This window comes from Sorangium sp. So ce145 (assembly GCF_051525985.1).
Classification (GTDB): domain Bacteria; phylum Myxococcota_A; class Polyangia; order Polyangiales; family Polyangiaceae; genus Sorangium; species Sorangium cellulosum_B.
On sequence record NZ_CP150315.1, the window covers coordinates 11,363,163 to 11,381,522 of the forward strand.

Sequence of the window (18,360 nt, forward strand, 5' to 3'; positions counted from 1 at the left end):
ACCGCCAAGTCGCCAAGGACGCCAAAAACGGAGAATTATCTTGGCGTCCTTGGTGTCTTGGCGGTTCATTTCTCGCTCGATCAACGTGATCGGTGTCCTGGGGGCGCCGCGCGGCCGCCTCAGAGGATGGGATCGATGCGGTAGACCCGGCTCGTCAGCGTGTCGACGAGGTAGAGCTTGCCGTCGGGCCCGAAGGTGATCCCCGCGAGCGAGCCCGCGGGCAGGCCCGTGTCCAGGGTGCGCACCACCTGCCCCGCCGTGTCGAAGGCGTAGATCCTGCTGGTCGCGTGATCCGTGACGTAGACTAGGCCCTCGTGGACCTCGAGGCCGCTCGGCGCCTCGAGCGTCCCCGGGGGGACGAACTCGATGAGCGTGGCGCCGTCCATGTGCCTGCGCACCTTGACCGGCTCTTGCCCGTCGAAGCTCGCGCCGGGGATGCCGCTCGTCGGATCCAGCTTGAGCAGCCGCTTGTGGCCCGTGTCGGCGACATAGAGGCGCTCTTCCCTGGCGCTGTAGAAGAGATGGCTCGGCGTGGCCTCGACCCCGAGCACCTCGCCGGCGGCATAGCGGTAGATCTCGCCGTCGGAGTGGTCGTCGTGGCCGGGGCCGTGATCGTGGGCGAAGTCGTATCGGTCGAGCGCCTTGTCGTTGCCGTTGAAGACCCAGTAGACGTTGGCCTGCTCGTGCGCGATGCCCTTGCAGAAGGAGCTCGAGTGGAGCATGTCGAGGTGCGACCCGAGGCCGTCGGGCGTCTCCGTGGCGAAGATCGAGAGATCCGAGGAGAAGAGCGACGGGCCCATGAAGTAGTTGCCGCCGTTGTCGTTGTCGCCGCAGACCCCGAACGTGCCTGGGTGGCCGAAGGCGATCGCGGGCGGCTGGTCCATGAAGTGCGCCGCGGCGGGGTCGCGGAGGCGGACCCACGAGCCGTCCGGCGCGCCGGGCTTCGTGATGATGATCACGCTGTCGTCCTTGCGGTTGACGACCCAGAGCTCCTCGGGCCGCTCCGGGTTGAAGGCGAGGTCGGTCGGCTCGCGCTGCCGGTTCGGCTCGAAGACCGACACGAGCGCGACCGAGGACGGACTGCCATCCTTCACGCCGATCGCAGATCCCGGCGGCAGCTCGACGCACGCGCCGAGCGCCTGGTCGCACAGCGGCGTGTCGGGCGTGGCGGCGCACTCCGGCGATGCGCTGCAGCGCGGCGCGGACGACAGCGGGGCATCGGCGTCTGCCCCCGAGCAGGCCGGCAGGAGCCCCACGCTGGCCAGGACGAGCACCCTCTGAAGCGTCATTCAAGCCTCCCGGTGAAGACGGTGAAGAAGAGGAGGACATTCTGACCCGACCGGTCACGCCGGCCATCGCTTTGTGCCGTGGCGCGGTGGCGGAGGGCGGCCCTCGTGGGTAGCCTGGTGCGTCATGAGCGAGCGCGAGCCAGAGCGACGCCCGGAGGGCGCGGAGCAGGCGAGGGGAGGCCCCGAGGACGCGCGGGCGGCGGGGGCGGTCGCGGCTCTCGTCGAGAGCCACCGCGAGTTTCTGCGCTTCCTGGAACGGAAGGTGGGCAATCGCGCCATCGCCGAGGACATCCTGCAGGACGCCTTCGTGCGGGGCATAGGGCGCATCGACAGCTTGCGCGACGAGGAGTCGGCCACGGCGTGGTTCTATCGGACCCTCCGGAACGCCGTGGTCGACCATTTCCGGCGAAAGGGCGCGTCGGAGCGGGCGATGGCCGCGCTGGCCGCCGAGCTCGACGAGGCGACCCAGCCCGAGGTGGAGCACCGCGCCGTCTGCCAGTGCGTCCGGGTGCTGGCCGGCACGCTGAAGCCCGAGTACGCCGCCGCGATCCAGCGCGTGGAGGTCGACGGCCTCTCGGTGCAGGCGTTCGCCGAGGAGGCGTCGATCACCGCGAACAACGCGGCGGTGCGCCTCTTCCGCGCCCGCGAGGCCCTCCGCAAGCAGGTGGTCGCGTCGTGCGGGAGCTGCGCGGAGCACGGGTGCCTCGACTGCACGTGCGCCCCGGTGCCCCCGCCGCCGGCGAAGGGCGAGCCCCAGCCGAAGCGAGGCTGCGGGCACGGGCACGGTGGAGCGGGCTGATCCGTCACGGGTTACGGGTTACGGGTCAAGGGGCGCGGGAGGGGAGCGGCCCGCATGGCGAGCGTCGTCCACGTGTTTTCCTTCGCGAGGTGTTCCCCATGATCGAGGTGCTGGCGCCGCGGCCGTTCGATGGATTGGCGGGTCCGAAGCTGTTCCTCGCCGGCTCCATCGACAACGGCCAGGCCGAGCTGTGGCAGGCGCGCGTCGCGGAGGAGCTCGCGGATCTCGAGGTGGTGATCCTCAACCCGCGGCGGGAGCGGTGGGAGCCGGGCTGGGCGCAGAGCCTCGAGAACCCGAGCTTCGTGGAGCAGGTGTTATGGGAGCTCCGCGGGCTCGAGGAGGCGGACGTCATCTTGATGTACTTCGCGCCGGGCTCGAAGGCGCCGATCAGCTTGCTGGAGCTCGGCCTGTTCGGGCGCTCCGGGAAGATGCACGTCGTCTGTCCAGAGGGGTTCTGGCGCAAGGGCAACGTGGATGTCGTGTGCGAGCGGTACGCGATCCCGCGCTATGGGAGCTTGCCCGAGGGGCTGCGGGCGGTGCGCGGCGTGCTCCTGCGCGGCTGCGGCGATTCAACTCGGTAGCCGCGGCGTGAGCGCCAATCATCATCGGTAGTGTCTTGAAGCGGTCGAAGGGTCGAGCTCGCTCGTGTACGCGCGAACCCTCTCGTGGAGCCCACATGCCCTGACCGTCGGAGCACACGCAGGGCACTCGGCGTGACGAATCCGAGGAGCTGCCCGGAATTCATGAGTGGGAGGTGGCTGCTCGGCTCCTGCGGGCCCCACCGCATGGCCCTGGCGCGCCACGCAAATCCAGCATGACTGCAACCACTCGTGAGACCACTCCATGCCCTCAGTGACCCATGAAGCCCTGGTCGAGCTGTTCAAAAACCGGCCGACGCTGGCCGCTGAGATGCTGCACGACGCGCTCGGACATCCGGTTCCGACCTTCACGGAGGCACGCGTCGAGTCCTCTGATTTCACCGAGATCGTGCCGTCCGATCGCCGGGCGGACGTCGTCGTGCTGCTGGTCGGCGAGCAGCAGCCCGCGATGGCCATCGTGGTCGAGGTCCAGCTCGGCGTGGACCCGGACAAGCCCTACGTGTGGCCGGTGTACGTCACCCAGACGCGGGCCCGGCACCGCTGCCCGACCGGGCTGCTGGTCGTCACCATCAACGCGGCGATGGCGCGGTGGAGCGCGCGGCCGATCGACACTGGCCACCCCGGCTGGGCGCTGACACCGCTGGTGCTCGGGCCCCAGGGCGTCCCGGTCGTCACCGACGCCGAGCAGGCGAAGGCGGCGCCCGAGGTGGCCGTGCTCTCGGCCATGGCGCATGGACAGAGCGAGGCGGCGGAGGCGATCGGCGTGGCTTTCTTGGCTGCGGCGGACGAGCTCGATGAGGAGCGCCGAGCCGTCTACGGGGACTTGGTGCTATCCTCGCTGAACGCAGCGGCGAGGCGGAAGTTGGAGGCGATGATGAAGAGCGGTTACCAGTTTCAGAGCGAATTCGCGCGCAGCTACGTGGCGAAGGGGCGAGAAGAAGGGATACGCGAGGGCACCCTGAAGACCAAGGCGCAGGCGGTCCTCGCCATCCTCGAGGCCCGCGGGATCGAGGTCCCCGCCGAGGTGCGGGAGCGCGTCCTCGCGAGCACCGACATCGACGAGCTGGACCGCTGGATCCGCCGCGCTGCCGTGATCAGCGACGCCAGGGAGCTCCTCGCCACGACCGGCTCCTGAACACGGCGCCTCCGTGTCCCCGAGATCCCTCCCCCCGAGCGACAGCTACAGAGAAGCCGCCGCCAGCGCCTGACCGAAGATCCTCGCCGCCTCGTCGATCTGCGCCGCCGTGATGACGAGCGGCGGCAGGAAGCGCACCACGCTGCCGTGGCGGCCGCCGAGCTCCACGATCATCCCCCGCCGCAGGCACTCGCGCTGCACCCGCCCGGCGAGGTCGCGGTGGGCAGGGCGCGCCCCGAGCGCGTCGGGCGCGGCCGCCGCGTCCACGAGCTCCACGCCGACCATCAGGCCGCGCCCGCGCACGTCGCCGATGCACGCGTGATCCCTGGCGAGCGCGGCGAGCTGCGCCGTGAGCCGCGCGCCGAGCTCCGCGGCCGCCGCGTCCAGGCGCTCGGCGCGCAGCACCGACAGCGTGACCGAGCCCGCCGCCATCGCGAGCTGGTTGCCGCGGAACGTGCCAGCATGGGCGCCCGGACGCCAGGTGTCGAAGCGCTCGTGATACACCACCACCGAGAGCGGCAGTCCGCCGCCAAGCGCCTTCGACAGGACAAGCACGTCCGGCTCGATGCCGGCGTGCTCGAACGCGAACATGCGCCCGGTGCGGCCAAAGCCCGTCTGCACCTCGTCGAGGATCAGCGGGATATCGTGGCGCGTCGCCAGCTCCCGCAGCCCCTTCAGCCAGGCGACCGGCGCCGGGATCATGCCCCCCTCGCCCTGCACCGCCTCGACGATGATCGCAGCAGGCTTGGGCACGCCGCTCTCCGGATCGGACAGCAGGTTGTCGATGTACGCGAGCGAGGCCGCGATGCCGGCGCTGCCGCCGAGCCCGAACGGGCAGCGGTACTCGTAGGGATACGGCAGGAACTGCACGCCGTTCAGGCTGGAGCCGAGCGCCGCCTTGGGCCCCAGATTGCCCATCAGGGTGAGCGCGCCCTGCGTCATGCCGTGGTACGCGCCCTGAAAGGCCAGCACCGTGCCGCGCCCCGTCGCGAGCTTGACCAGCTTCAGCGCGGCTTCCACGGCGTCCGCCCCCGTGGGGCCGCAGAACTGGACGCGCGCATGGCGGGCAAAGGCCGCCGGCAGCACGCCGAGCACGTCCTGCGTGAAGCGATCTTTGACAGGCGTGGTGAGGTCGAGCGTGTGGAGCGGTAGACCGGAGTGCAGCGTCCGCACCAGGACGTCGGTGACCGCCGGGTGGTTGTGCCCGAGCGCCAGGGTGCCGGCCCCGGCCAGACAATCGAGGAACACGCGCCCCTCGACGTCTTCCACGTACACGCCCTGCGCGCGCGAGAGCGCCAGCGGCAGCCGCCGCGGGTACGAGCGGGCGTTCGACTCGCGCTGCCGCTGCCGCTCGAGCAAGGGGTGATCCCCGAGGTCGTACAGCGCGCGCCGCCGGTGGCGCTCGCCGAGCTCCGCGGCGAGGCCCGCGTGAAGGGGGGATCTGGAGGCCGACGGCATCTGGTCCGACACGGGCAAACTGGAAGCTGCGGATAGCGTCATGGGGTATTCCCTAGTGAGAGGGGTTGTTCCGCTCCGGGCGCTCCATGGCGCGCTCATCGAGGTCCAGGACCTCCAGGGCCGCGCGCACGTGCACATGCACGTCGGGCCCCTGCACGGCGGCGAGGTGATCGCCGGGAAGAATCGCCGAGCGCGCTGCTCCCGCCGTGAACTGCTGCCAGTCCATGGGCGGGCCGCCGTGGAGCTCGATCGTCTCGGTGCTCCACCACGCGTGGATCGGCGCGGCGACGGATCGCGGCGGCAGATCCTTCGCGAGCAGGGCCGCGCCTCGGAGCAGCGCGTACCGGTGGTGGTAGGCGGCGGGCGGGATGTCGCTCGACGCGAAGCCGCGGGCCTGCGCCCAGCGCACGGCCTCCGCCACGCGCTCGCCGTCGCTCAGCCCCGCGAGCCGCTCCCGCAGCGCGTCGCGCTCCGCCGGCGTGAGCGCGAGCAGCTCCGCGCTCCGGCCCTGATCGATGTACGCCGCCAGCTCCTCGACGACATCCGGCTCGCCCGCCGCGTAGAGCTGCGTGCGCGGCTGCGCGTCCAGCATGCCGAGGAAGGCGACCCGCTCGCCCTGCTGCTCCAGCGCCCGGGCGACGGCGAGCGCCAGCACGCCGCCCACGGACCACCCGAGGAGGCGGTACGGCCCGCGCGGCTGCCGCTCCCGGATCTCGCGCGACAGCCGCTCGACGATCCGAGGGAGCGAGAGCGCTGTGGCCTCACCCGCGAGCGACGGGCCCAGATCGAGCCCGAGCACCGGCTGCTCCTCGCTCATGGCCGCGGCGAGGCCGCGGTACGCCGTGACGTGCAGGCCCGTGGGATCCACGCAGAAGAGCGGCGGGCGCGACCCGCCGGCGCGGAGCTCGACGACGCTCGACGCAGGACCCCCGGCGTCGAGGAGCCGGGCCAGCCCCGCCACGGTCGGCGCCTCGAAGATCGCCATCAACGACAGCGCGCCGCCGAGCGCCTGCTGGATCCGGTGCATCAGCGGGATCGCCATCAGCGAGTGCCCGCCGAGGTCGAAGAAGTCGTCCTCGACGCCGACCTGCGGGCGCCCCAGGACGTCGGCCCAGATCGCCGCGAGCGCCTCCTCGACCGGCGTCCGCGGCGCGACGTACTCGCGCCGCCGGCGCGCGGCAGGGCTGGGCAGCGCCTTGCGATCCACCTTGCCGTTCGCGGTGAGCGGCAGCGCGTGCAGCACCACGAGGTCGCTCGGGTGCATGTACTCGGGCAGCCGGTCCTTGAGGAACCCGCGCAGCGCCGCCTCGTCGACCGCGCCCTCCCGGGGGACGACGTAGGCGACGATCGCGCGCCCGCCGGCGCCGTCCTCCCGTGCGACGACGACGGCCTGCCCGACCGCGGGGTGCTCGCGGACCCGCGCCTCGATCTCCCCGAGCTCCACGCGGAAGCCGCGGATCTTCACCTGGTGATCGCGCCGGCCCATGAACTCGATGGCGCCGTCGGGCCGGTACCGCGCCCGATCGCCCGTCCGGTAGAGCCGCGCGCCCACGCCGAAGGGGTGCGGCACGAACCGCTCCGCGGTCAGATCCGGCTGGCCGAGGTAGCCGCGCGCGAGGCCGGCCCCGCCCAGGTACAGCTCGCCCACCGTGCCCGCAGGCGCCGGCTCCAGGCGCTCGTCGAGGACGTACGCCTCCGCGCTGGCGAGCGGGCGGCCGATCGGCACCGACGCGCAGCCGCGCCTGTCGCGCAGCGCGCGCAGCGGCAAGACCAGCGCGCCCACCGTCGTCTCGGTCGGCCCGTAGTGGTTCGCCACGGCGCAGCCGCTCGAGAGCGCCGCGATCCGCTCGGCGAGCGCGAGCGGCAGCGCCTCGCCGCCCAGCACCAGGAGCCGCCGCGGCAGCACCGCCGACCCCTCGCCCGTGTCGAGCAGCGCGCTCAGGTGCGAGGGCACGATCTTCAGCACGTCGATCGGCCAGCGCCGGTAGTACTCCGAGAAGAGCCGGCCGTCGGTCGCCGTCTCGTAGCCGATCACGTGGAGGCACCCGCCCGAGGCGAGCGCGCCGAAGATGCTCGTGTTGCCGAGATCGGCGCTCAGCGTCGAGACGGTCGCGAAGTGCAGCCCGGCCTCGGTGATCCCGAGCGCTTCGCACACCGAGCGGGTGTAGCTGGCGATCCCGCGGTGCGTGACGCCGACGCCCTTGGGCTCGCCGGTCGAGCCCGACGTGAAGACGACGGACGCGAGATCGTCGGGCAGCACCGGCACGGCCGGGTCGCCCTCGGGCTCGCCGTCGAGCAGCGCCGCGTCGTCCAGGGAGAGGACGGCGCAATCGGTGTCCGACAGGTCCGGCAGCCGGGCGCGGACGGGCGCGTTCGTGAGCAGGACGGAGAAGCCCGCGCGCCGGATCTGCTGGGCGAGCCGCTGCACCGGGGCGTGCGGGTCGAGCGGCACGTAGGCGCCGCCGGCCTTCAGGACGCCGAGGAGGCCCGCGATCATGTCCGCGGATCGCTCGCCGCAGAGGCCGACAGGGCTGCCGCCGCCGACGCCGCGGCGGCGGAGGTGGTGGGCGAGCCGGTTGGCCTGCTGGTTGAGCTCGCGGTAGGTCAGCCGCCGGTCGCCCGCGACAACGGCCAGCGCGTCCGGCTGCCGCGCGGCGTGCTCCTCGAACGCCTCGTGCAGGCACCGCGGGGGCGCGGCGTCGTGCGCCGCCCCCCGGCCCTCGGAGAGCCGCCGCGCCCGCTCCGCGGGGCCGAGCAGGCCGAGGCGCGAGGCGGGCGCCGACCAGGCCTCGGCCGCGCTGCCGAGCAGCGCCCGGTACTGCTCGGCCATCGCGAGCACGCCCTGCGCCCCGCAGCGGCGCGCGTCGTGCCAGAGCGAGAGGCGCACGCGGCCCCGCCCGCGCTGGGCCGAGAGCGCGAGCTTGAGCCCGCCCGCGCCCGTGCACCGGCGCTCGACGTGCCACGCGACGCCGCCCGCCACCCTCGGCTCGGGGAGCGAGGAGAACTCGAAGCCGACGGTGCTCCCGGGCCCCCCGCCGTCCGCCGGCAGGTCGGGGTTCCAGTGCTCCTCCTCCTCAGTCGCCTCCTCGACGCCGGCCTGCGCCCGGCGCACCAGCTCGGCGAACCGCTGCGCCTCGTCCACGCGGCACGAGACCGGGAGCCACTTGGCCACCGGGCCCATGACCTCCTGGACGTCCTCGATCCGCCGCATGGCCGAGGCGACCGCGACGACGAGCTCCCGCGCGCCGGTGAGGCGCGCGAGGTGAACCTGGAAGGCCGCGAGCAGGACCGACGAGAGCGAGGCGCCCTCGCCGCGGGCCAGCGACTCGAGCCGGCCGAGCAGCGCCGCGTCGACCTCGATCTCGACCACCTCGCCGGAGGCGCCGCCCTCCTCGGCCGCGCCCTCGAACGGGAGGACGACGGGCACCCCCGAGGGGGCCGGCGCGCTCTCCGCCGCGTCGACGAGCTCGTTCTGCCACTCGGCGAACTGGGCGTACTGCACCGGCTCCGCCCCGGCCTCCCGCCGATCGCCGGCGCCGGCGTAGGCCTCGGCCAGCTCGCGGAACAGGAGGTCCAGCGTCCACGCGTCGGCGGAGAGCGCGGGCGCCGCGACGAGCAGGTCGTGCAGCCGCTCGGCGCGGCGCACCAGCCACACGTGGAGCAGCGGCCCGCGCTCGAGGTCGACCTCGATCCGCGCGGCCTCGCGCCAGAGCGCCTCGACGTGCGCCTCCTGCTCGCCGGCCGCGCGGCCGCCCAGATCCACCCGGCGCCACGCGGGCGCCGCCCCGCCGACGGCCAGCAGCGGGAACTTGAGGCGCGGATCCCGGCGGAACGTCGTCCTCGGCATCTCGTGGCGCGCGACGACCTGGCCGAGGGCGCTGGCCAGCCGCGCGGCGTCGAGGTCTCCCTCCAGGCGGATCAACCCGCGCGCGAACACCGTGGTTCCGCTCCGGTGGAGCGCCCACAGGCGCCGCTGCTGCGGCGACAGGCGCACGCCCTGCACGCTCGGCCCGAGCTCGGTGGCCTGCGTCGTCATGACGCCACCGCGCCGTCCGACGCCCGCGACGCCTGCTCCGCCCGCTCGGCCGTGATCATCTCGCCCATGGCCACCACGATCTTCCGCGGGCCCGAGAACGGGTCGCGGCCGTGGGCCACGAGCATGTTGTCGAGCAGGATGATGTCGCCCTCCTGCCACGGGAACCGCACGGCGCAGCGCTCGTACGCCTCGCCGAGCGCGCGCGTCGTCTCGACCTCGATCGGCGCGCCGTCGCCGTAGGTCACGTTGCGGGGCAGCCACTGCTCGCCGACCATGGCCAGGAGCGACTCGCGCACCGGCGCCTCCAGGTACGCCGGGTGGTGCAGCTGGATCTGGTTGAAGAACACCCGCTCTCCCGTCTTCGGGTGCGAGAGCACGGCCGGCCCGCGCTGGCTGATCCGCAGCCGGCCGCCCGCGAGCCACTCGCACCGCATGCCGCCGGCGCGGCAGCGCTCCTCCACGACCGCGGGATCGGCGGTATGGAAGAAGTCTTGCCAATCCACGTCGAAGCCCGGCGTGAAGTTCCGCACGTAGAGCAGCCCCGACCGCCGGAAGCGCTCGCGGACGTCGGGCGCGAGGGCCTCGTGGAGCCTCCGGCAGTCCACGATCGGCGTCGCGCCGCCCTCCGGCGCGGCCTGCACGCAGAAGAACCACTGCTTGAGCGGCCAGCGCGGCAGGTGCGAGCTCTCGTTGTGGAACAGGATCGCCTTGTCGGCCGGGTAGGGCGTCGAGCTGTAGATGTGCTGTCCGGTCTTCTCCCGGGGAAGATCGCCGTACTCGCCGAACAGCTCGCCGCAGATGGCCTGCGCGACCTGCTCGAACTCCGGGGCCGACCGGATCGGGAAGCCGCGGAACAGCACGGCCCCGTGCCGCAGCAGCTGCGCCTCGACGAACACCCGCTCCTCGCGGGCCCAGGCCGCGAGATCCACGTCGGCCACCGCCGGCTTCACGACGAGCGGCAGCGGCCCGTCGCCCAGCGTGCTGGTCGCGACAAGCGCGCTCGGGCCCACGTCCACCTTGCGGGGGGTGATGCGCTTGAGGCTCCGGAGCCGGCCCTCGTCGCGCGCGCGTCCTTCCACGGTGCGTTCCTTCCTCTCCGCTGCCGCGAGCGCCGTCACGCGGCGGTCGGGGTCGTCCACGATGGCCCGCAGCACGGCCATGAAGTGGGCCGCCATCGCCTCGATGGTGGGCGGCTCGAACAGATCGGCGCGGTACTTCCACGTGCACGCGAGCCCCTCGTCCGTCTCCTCGACGAACACGCCGAGGTCGAACCGCGACACCTCGCGGTCGAGCTCCATGGCGCTGAAGCGCACGCCGGGCAGCGAGATCTCGGACGCCGGCACGTTCTGCAGGACGAACAGCGTCTGCACGAGGGGGTGGCGGCCGGGCTCGCGGGCCGGCCGCACGGCGTCGACCACCTGCTCGAACGGCAGATCCTGGTGCGCGTACGCGTCGAGCGTGACCTCCCGGACGCGCTGAAGGAGCTCCCGGAACGTGGGCAGGCCGCCGAGGTCCGTGCGCAGGACGAGCAGGTTGACGAAGAACCCGATGAGCCCCTCGGTCTCGGCGCGGTTGCGGCCCGCGACGTCGGTCCCGACGAGGACGTCGCTCTGGCCCGTGCGCCCGAGGAGCACGACCTTGAACGCCGCGAGCAGCGTCATGAAGAGCGTGGCGCCCTCGCGCCGGCCGAGCGCGCGCAGCGCCTCGGAGAGCGCGCGGTCCACCGCGATCGTGCGGCGCCCGCCGCGGTAGGTCGACGCGGCGGACCGGGGGTGATCCGGGCGCAGATCGAGCGCCGGCGGAGGCCCGGCGAGCCGGTCGCGCCAGGCGCCGAGCAGCGCCTCGCGGACCGGCCCCTGGATCCACCGCCGCTGCCAGACCGCGAAGTCCGCGTACTGGACCGGCAGCGGCCGCAGCGCCGGCGGCCGCCCGGCCCTCGCCGCGGCGTACAGCTCGGCCAGGTCCGCGACCAGCACGTTCATGGTCCAGCCGTCCGCCACGATGTGGTGCACGACGACGACCAGCACGAGCTCGTCGCGGCGCAGCCGGATCGCGGTCAGCCGCAGGAGCGGCCCGCGACCGAGATCGAAGGGCCGCTCCGCGCGGTCCGTCGCCAGGCGCTGGACCGCCGCGCCGCGCTCCGCGTCGGGCGTCGCCGACAGGTCCACCACCTCGAACCCCGGCGCGCCCTCGGGGGCGATCACCTGCACCGGCTCGCCCGAGACCACGCCGAACGTGGTCCGCAGCGACTCGTGGCGCCGGACGAGCGCAGCGAGGCTCTCCTTCAGCACCGCGAGGTCGAGCTCCCCCTCGACGCGCACGGCCGCTGTCATGTTGTACCCGGCGCTGTCGGGCTCGAGCTGGGCCAAGAACCACAGGCGCTGCTGCGCGAACGAGAGCGGCAGCGGCCCCTGCCGCGGCACCGCCACGAGCGGCGGCGCCCCGGCCGCGGGCGCGCCGCCGGCCGGATCGCGCCGTCGATCGACGTCGCGGGCGAGCTCGGCCACCGTGGGGTGGTCGAACACGCTCCGGAGCGGCAGCTCGACGCCGAGCGCCTTGCGCACGCGCGACACCACCTGCGTGGCCAGCAGCGAGTGCCCGCCGAGCTCGAAGAAGCCCGCGTGGACAGGCGCCCGCTCGATCCCCAGCACCTCCGCCCAGATGCCCGCGAGGGCCTCCTCGGTCGGCGTCGTGGGGGCGCCGGCCGACGCGCCGTCCGGATCGGCCGCGGGCGCTTCCGGCGCGGGCAGCGCCTTGCGGTCCACCTTGCCGTTCGGGGTGAGCGGCAGCGCGGGCAGGGCGACGAAGACGGGCGGCACCATGTAGTCGGGCAGCGCCTCCTTCAGGAACTCGCGCAGGCGCTCGGGCGCGGGCGTCGCGCCGCCCTCGCCGACGACATAGGCCACGAGCCGCTTGCCCGAGGTGCGCTCCTCCCGGACCGTGACAACGGCCTCCCGGACCTCCGGGTGCCGCGCGAGGCGCGCCTCGATCTCCCCGAGCTCGATGCGGAAGCCGCGGATCTTCACCTGGTGATCCCGCCGCCCCGAGAACTCGAGGGTGCCGTCCGCGAGGCGCCGGCCGAGATCGCCGGTGCGGTACATGCGCGCGCCGGGCGCGCCGCCGAACGGGTCGGGCACGAAGACCTCCGCGGTCCGCGCGGGGTCGTTCAGGTAGCCGCGCCCCACGCCGACGCCAGCGACGCAGATCTCGCCGGTCACGCCGACGGGCGCGAGGTCGCCGCCCGTCACGACGTGGAGCCTCACGTTGGGCACGGGCCGGCCGATGGGCATGTGGACGACCTCGGGCCCCGGGGCCGCCGTGATCGTGTGCAGCGCCACGTCGTCGGCGCACTCGGCCGGGCCGTAGGCGTTCATCAGGGGGACGCGGGGGTACCGCGCGAACCACCGGCGGCAGAGGTCGGGCGTCAGCGCCTCGCCGGTGGGCAGCATCCACCGGAGGCGCGAGAGGCGCGGCGCGTCGGCGTCCGCCGAGACGAGCTCCGCGAGCAGCGACGGGACCAGCTCGAGGACCGTGATCCCCTGCGCCTCGGCCTCCTCCAGCAGGCGCCGCGGATCGCCCACGATCTCGTCGGGGACGATGTGGACGCGGCCGCCGCAGAGCAGCGCCGAGAGGAGCTGCCACACCGAGATGTCGAAGCACTGGGACGCGGTCTGGCCGATCACGTCCGAGGGGCCGAGCTCCAGCGCGGGGATCTTCCCCCGCACGTTGTTGAGCATCCCCGCGTGCTCGACCATCGCGCCCTTCGGCACGCCGGTCGATCCGCTCGTGTAGATGACGTACGCGAGGTGGCCCGGGCCGGCGAGCCGCGGCGGGTTTTCGACGGGCTCGGGCGCGGGCCCGCGCTGCGCGGCGAGGCGCTCGCGCGTCACGAACCGGGGCCGCGCGGGCTCCGGCAGGTGCGCGAGCGCCTTCGCGAGCCGCGGGACCCACGCCTCCGAGGTCACGACCACCGGCGCGCGGCTCGCCTCGACGACGCCGGCGATGCGCTGCTCGGGCTGGTGGGGATCGAGCGGGAGGTACGCGCCGCCGGCCTTGAGCACGCCGAGCAGCGCGACGACCAGCTCGATGTCGCGCGACTCCAGCACGGCGACGATCGTGTCCGGGCCGACCCCCTGCGCCCGCAGCGCGTGGGCCACGTGGTTCGCGGCGCGGTTCAGGGCCGCGTAGCTGAGCCGGCGCCCGCCGCACGTCACCGCGTCCGCGTCCGGCGTCCTCCGCGCCTGGGCCTCGAAGAGCGCCACATAACCCGGCGCGGCGGGGTCCGCGCTCCCGGTGGCGTTCCACTCCAGGAGGAGCTTCCGGCGCTCGCGCTCGCCGAGGAGCGAGAGGTCGCCGAGCCGCGCCCCAGGGCGGCTGGCCATCTCTTCCAGGAGCTGGACCAGGTGGCCCAGCATCCGCTGGACGGCGTCGCGCTCGAACCAGCGCAGGTCGTACGAGAGCCGGATCCCCAGCCGCTCGCCCGGGTACGCCACGACCGTCATCGGGTAGTTCGTGTGGACGCGGTCCTGCTCGGTGGAGAGCTGGACCTGGCTCACCTGCTTGCCGAGGTCGGGATCCTGCGGCGCGTTCTCGAAGACGAGGAGGCTGTTGAACAGCGCCTGCCCCTTCGGGAGCTCGCTCCACCGCTGGACGTTCACGAGCGGCGGATACTCGAACTCGCGGATCCGGTAGTTGTGCGAGAGGAGGCCCTCGAGCCACGCGACGAGCGGCTGCTCGGGCGACACGCGCACCCGGAGCGGCAGGCTGTTGATGAAGAGGCCGACGATCGTCTCCACGCCCGGCAGATCGGTCGGGCGGCCCGCCACGGTCACGCCGAACACGACGTCGCGCTGGCCGCTGTAGCGGCTCAGGAGCAGCGCCCACGCCCCCTGCACGAAGGTGTTGGGCGTCAGCGCGTGCTGGTGCGCGAGGCGGACGAGCGCCTCGGTGAGGGCCAGGGGGAGGAGGACCAGCTCGTCGCTCATCCCCGTCCCCGCGAGCGGCGCCGCGCCGTCGGGGGCGGGCCGCTCCACGCCGAGGGGCGTCGGCTCCTCGAAGCCGCGGAGCTCCTCGCGCCAGAACCGCTCGGCCGCCGCGAGGTCCTGCCGCGCGAGCCACGCGATGTAGTCCCGGTACGGGCGCGGCTCGGGCAGCTCCAGCGCGCGGCCCTCGCCCAGGGCCGCGTAGTACGACAGGCACTCGGTCATCATCACGGCGAAGCACCAGTCGTCCGTGAGGATGTGGTGGAAGCTCCGCACGATGCGGTAGTCGTCGTCCGCCATGCGGATCAGCCGGATCCGCATCAGCGGCGCGCGGGTCATGTCGAGCCCCGCGGCGAGCTCGTCCTTGAGCACCTCGGTCAGGCGCTGCTCTTGCTCGGCCGCTGTCTGGCCGCGCCAGTCGAGGACGTGGAGGATCTCGGAGAGATCGACCTGCCGGTGGACGATCTGGAGCGGCCGCTCGAGATCCTTCCACGCGAAGGACGTCCTCAGCATGGGGTGCCGCGCCACCACCCGCCGCCAGGCCTCGATGATGCGGCCGGTGTCGAGCGGGCCGTGCCACGCGTAGTGCTGCTGCATCAGGTAGATGCCGGAGCCCGGGTTCAGGAGGGTGTGGAAGAGCATGCCCTCCTGCATCGGCGAGAGCGGGTAGACGTCGTCGAGCCCCGACGGATCCGGCAGGTGGCGCGCGATCTCGTCCTGCGTGAGGCCGCTGAGCGGGAACAGGGACGCCGGCGGCGGCGTCGCGCCGGGCGGCTCTGCCCGCGGCGCCCCGGCCTGGTCCGGGCCCGCAGCGGAGGCGGCGGAGGCGGGGCCCGCGGCCGGGGTCGCCGGCGAGGAGACCGCGACCGCCGCGGCGCCGGCCACCGTCGGGTGGTCGAACAGAGCCTTCGGGCTCAGCTTGACGCCGCGCTGGTTGGCGCGCGCGATGACCTGGAGGCTCCGGATCGAGTCGCCGCCGAGGGCGAAGAAGTTGTCGTGGATGCCGACCCGCTCCACGCGCAGGATGTCGGCCCAGATCTTGGCCAGGATGGCCTCCACCTCGCTCCGGGGCGCGACGAAGCCGCCGGCCTCCGGCGCGCCCGCCCGCTCGGGCTCCGGCAGCGCCGCGCGGTCGATCTTGCCGTTCGCGGTGAGCGGCAGCGCCGGCAGCGCCACGATCACGGCGGGCACCATGAAGTCGGGCAGCTGCTCCGCGAGCCGCGCGCGTAGCGCCGCTGCGTCGAGCGCCGCCTCGCGGGCCACGACGTAGGCCACGAGGCGCGCGGCCCCGCCGTCGTCCCGCGCCGCCACGACCGCCTCGCGGACCTCGGGCTGCTCGCGCAGGCGCGCCTCGATCTCGCCCAGCTCCACGCGGTGGCCGCGCAGCTTGATCTGGTGGTCGGTGCGCCCGAGGAACTCGATCGCGCCGTCGGCCAGGACGCGCGCCCGATCCCCGGTGCGGTACAGCCGGCCCCCGGGGACGCCCCCGAACGGATCCGGCACGAAGCGCTCCGCCGTCAGCTCGGGGCGCGCATGGTAGCCGCGGGTCACGCCAGCCCCGCCCAGGTAGAGCTCCCCGGGCACACCCACGGGCACCGGTTCGAAATTTACACCAAGGACATACGACTGGGTGTTGGGGAGCGGACGGCCGATGGGCACGGTCGCTCCTGAGCGGCTGGCCGCCGGGTCGACCTGCCATGTGAGCGAGCCAACGGTCGTCTCGGTGGGGCCGTAGTGGTTCACGACGGTGCAGCCCGGCGCGAGCGTCCGGATCCGCTCGATGAGCTCCCAGCTCGACGCCTCCCCGCCGACCACGAGGCAGCGCGCCGGCAGCACGCGCTCGGGGCGCGCGGCCTCGAGGAGCGCGCCGAGGTGGCTGGGGACGATCTTGAGCGCGTCGACCCCGTGGCGGCTCATGTACTCGGCGGTCGCGTCGGGATCGAAGATCCGCGCCTCGGACAGGACGTGCAGCGCGCGGCCCGAGCAGAGCGCCCCGAAGAGCGACGTGTGCCCGAGGTCCGCGGCCACGGTCGAGACGAGCGCCATGCCGCCGCCCTCGGCGAGGGGCAGCCGCGCGAGCACGCCGCGCACGTAGTTCACGAGGTGCCGGTGCTCGACGGCCACGCCCTTCGGGCGCCCGGTCGAGCCCGAGGTGTAGATGAGGTAGGCGAGGTTGTCGGTCCGGGCCGTCTGTCCAAGCGGCGCGCCGGGCTCGGCCGCGAGGGCGCCCGCGTCGCGGTCCAGGAAGAGCAGCGCGGGCCCCGGCCCGTCGAACGCGCCGGCCCACCGCTCCTGCGTGACAACGACGCGCGCGCCGCTGTCCTCGACGACGGCGCGGAGCCGATCGCGCGGGAACTTCGGGTCGACGGGCACGTACGCGGCGCCGGCCTTGAGCGCGCCGAGCAGCGCGAGGACCATCTCCGCCGAGCGCTCGATGCACAGGACGACCCGGTCCTCGGGCCCCACGCCGAGCGCCCGCAGCCTCCGCGCCAGCTGGTTCGCCTTCCGGTCGAGCTCCCCGTAGGTCAGCGCGGTCTCCTCGCAGGCGACCGCGAGCGCGCCGGGCCTCGCGGCGGCGTGCGCCTCGAAGAGCTCGTGGACGCAGGCGGTCGGCGGGGAGGCCGTGGCCGTCGCGTTCAGGTCGGTGACCAGGCGCCGCCGCTCGGCGGCGCCCACGAGGGGCAGCTCGGCCAGGCGGGCGTGCGGCCGCGCCACGATCGCCTCGAGCAGCGCGCGGCACTGGCCGAGCAGGCTGGCCGCGGCCTCGTGCGTGAGGCGGCGGCGCTCGTAGCACAGGATGAGCCCGAGCTCGCGCGACGGATCGACGATGAGCGACAGCGGGTAGTTGTTGCGCCCGACGGTGAGCAGGGCGCCGGCCTCACGCCCGCCGCTGGGCTGGGGCAGGGCGCGGACGCGCACGTCGCGCACGTCGCGCAGCGCGTCGCCCACGCCCCCCTCGGGATAGCTGTCGAACACCACGAGCGTCTCGAAGAGCGAGCGGCCGCCCGGCACCTCGCTCCAGCGCTGGACGAGCGACAGGGGGGCCCACTCGCGCTGGCGCAGCTCGCTGTTCCGGTCCTGCAGCCGCGAGAGCCACGCGGCGAGCGGCTCGTGCTCGTCCACGCGGACCCGCACCGGCAGGGTGTTGATCAGCAGGCCGACGATCGCTTCGGAGCCGGGGAGCTCCGGGGGGCGGCCCGAGACCGTGGAGCCGAAGACCACGTCGGGCTCGCCGCTGTGCCGCGACAGGAGGAGCGCCCACGCGCCCTGCACGAGCGTGTTCACCGTGACGCGCAGCCGGCGCGCGCAGGCCGCGAGCGCGTCGCCCTCGGCCCGCGAGAAGCGCAGCTCCTGCTCGCCGAAGGGGAACGCGCCGCCGCCCGCGGCGGCCGCCCCTGCCGCGGGCGCGGCCTCCAGGGGGAGCGGCGTCGGCGTCCGGAACCCGGCCAGCGCGCCGCGGAAGAACCGCTCGGCCGCCGCTTCGTCCTGGGCCTGCGCCCACGCGAGGTACTCCCGGTACGGGCGCGGCCGCGGCAGCTCGGGGGTCGTGCCCCTCACGAGCGCCCGGTAGATGACAAGGGCCTCTCTCAGCAGGAGGCCGAAGCTCCACCCGTCCAGCAGGAGGTGATGATGGCTGTTGATGAAATAGAACGCGTCCTCCTCGACCCGGACCAGCGTGAGCCGCATGAGCGGGGCCTTCAGCAGATCGAAGCCGCCGCGCCGGTCGGCGGCCAGGAGCTCGGCCAGCGCCGCCTCGCGGTCGCCCGCGGCGAGCCCGCGGAGGTCGTGGTGCGCCACCGGGATCGTCGCCCGCGGGCGGACGACCTGCACCGGCCTGGCGACGCCCTCCCAGACGAAGCCGGTGCGCAGGATCGGGTGCCGCTCCGCGAGCATCTGCCATGAGCGCTCGAAGGTGCCGACGTCGAGCCGCCCCTCCAGCACGAAGGACGTCTGGACGAAGTACGGGTCGGCGGACCGGTCCGAGACCGCGTGAAAGAGCAATCCCTGCTGGAGCGGGGAGAGGTAGTGAATCGACTCAACGTCTTTCTTGTGGTTCGCCAT

7 protein-coding genes are annotated in these 18,360 nt (G+C 73.9%); 3 read left to right on the plus strand and 4 right to left on the minus strand.

Annotated elements, in window-relative coordinates; genetic code table 11:
* Positions 1-119: 119 nt before the first annotated feature.
* On the minus strand, positions 120-1,289 hold the full coding sequence (locus WMF34_RS42305; protein WP_012240859.1) for a hypothetical protein: 1,170 nt from the start codon (positions 1,287-1,289) through the stop codon (positions 120-122).
* 124 nt (positions 1,290-1,413) lie between these two features.
* Between WMF34_RS42305 and WMF34_RS42310 the strand changes: the two genes are divergently transcribed.
* The 3 genes from WMF34_RS42310 to WMF34_RS42320 all read left to right on the plus strand — a co-directional run bounded on the left by WMF34_RS42310 (position 1,414) and on the right by WMF34_RS42320 (position 3,822).
* Positions 1,414-2,088, plus strand: a complete 675-nt coding sequence (locus WMF34_RS42310) for an RNA polymerase sigma factor (RefSeq protein ID WP_437991360.1) — start codon at positions 1,414-1,416, stop codon at positions 2,086-2,088.
* Positions 2,089-2,186: 98 nt separating this feature from the next.
* The gene (locus WMF34_RS42315; protein ID WP_437991361.1) at positions 2,187-2,669 is read left to right on the plus strand and encodes a nucleoside 2-deoxyribosyltransferase domain-containing protein; all 483 of its coding nucleotides are present in this window, start codon (positions 2,187-2,189) and stop codon (positions 2,667-2,669) included.
* A 262-nt stretch (positions 2,670-2,931) separates the two neighbouring features.
* Positions 2,932-3,822 (plus strand): hypothetical protein, encoded by an 891-nt coding sequence (locus WMF34_RS42320; protein WP_437991362.1) that lies wholly within the window; start codon positions 2,932-2,934, stop codon positions 3,820-3,822.
* Positions 3,823-3,867: 45 nt separating this feature from the next.
* Here WMF34_RS42320 and WMF34_RS42325 read toward each other — a convergent pair whose 3' ends face one another.
* From WMF34_RS42325 to WMF34_RS42335, 3 genes are read right to left on the minus strand one after another with little or no spacing between them, the layout of a single operon-like run.
* Positions 3,868-5,322 carry a diaminobutyrate--2-oxoglutarate transaminase gene (locus WMF34_RS42325; RefSeq protein ID WP_437991363.1) on the minus strand — a complete coding sequence of 485 codons (1,455 nt, stop codon included), beginning with the start codon at positions 5,320-5,322 and terminating at the stop codon, positions 3,868-3,870.
* A 10-nt stretch (positions 5,323-5,332) separates the two neighbouring features.
* Positions 5,333-9,316: a non-ribosomal peptide synthetase gene (locus tag WMF34_RS42330; protein ID WP_437991364.1), complete on the minus strand. Its 3,984-nt coding sequence runs from the start codon at positions 9,314-9,316 to the stop codon at positions 5,333-5,335.
* Entirely contained in the window at positions 9,313-18,360 is a 9,048-nt protein-coding gene (locus tag WMF34_RS42335) for an amino acid adenylation domain-containing protein (protein ID WP_437991365.1), read from the minus strand. Before WMF34_RS42335 ends, WMF34_RS42330 begins: the two co-directional genes overlap by 4 nt.

Bases quoted from the DNA above. Each gene is read 5' to 3' on its own strand.
- WMF34_RS42305 (WP_012240859.1), bottom strand. From the start codon at position 1,289: ATGACGCTTCAGAGGGTGCTCGTCCTGGCCAGCGTGGGGCTCCTGCCG.
- WMF34_RS42310 (WP_437991360.1), top strand. From the start codon at position 1,414: ATGAGCGAGCGCGAGCCAGAGCGACGCCCGGAGGGCGCGGAGCAGGCG.
- WMF34_RS42315 (WP_437991361.1), top strand. From the start codon at position 2,187: ATGATCGAGGTGCTGGCGCCGCGGCCGTTCGATGGATTGGCGGGTCCG.
- WMF34_RS42320 (WP_437991362.1), top strand. From the start codon at position 2,932: ATGCCCTCAGTGACCCATGAAGCCCTGGTCGAGCTGTTCAAAAACCGG.
- WMF34_RS42325 (WP_437991363.1), bottom strand. From the start codon at position 5,322: ATGACGCTATCCGCAGCTTCCAGTTTGCCCGTGTCGGACCAGATGCCG.
- WMF34_RS42330 (WP_437991364.1), bottom strand. From the start codon at position 9,316: ATGACGACGCAGGCCACCGAGCTCGGGCCGAGCGTGCAGGGCGTGCGC.
- WMF34_RS42335 (WP_437991365.1), bottom strand. From the start codon at position 18,360: ATGGCGAACCACAAGAAAGACGTTGAGTCGATTCACTACCTCTCCCCG.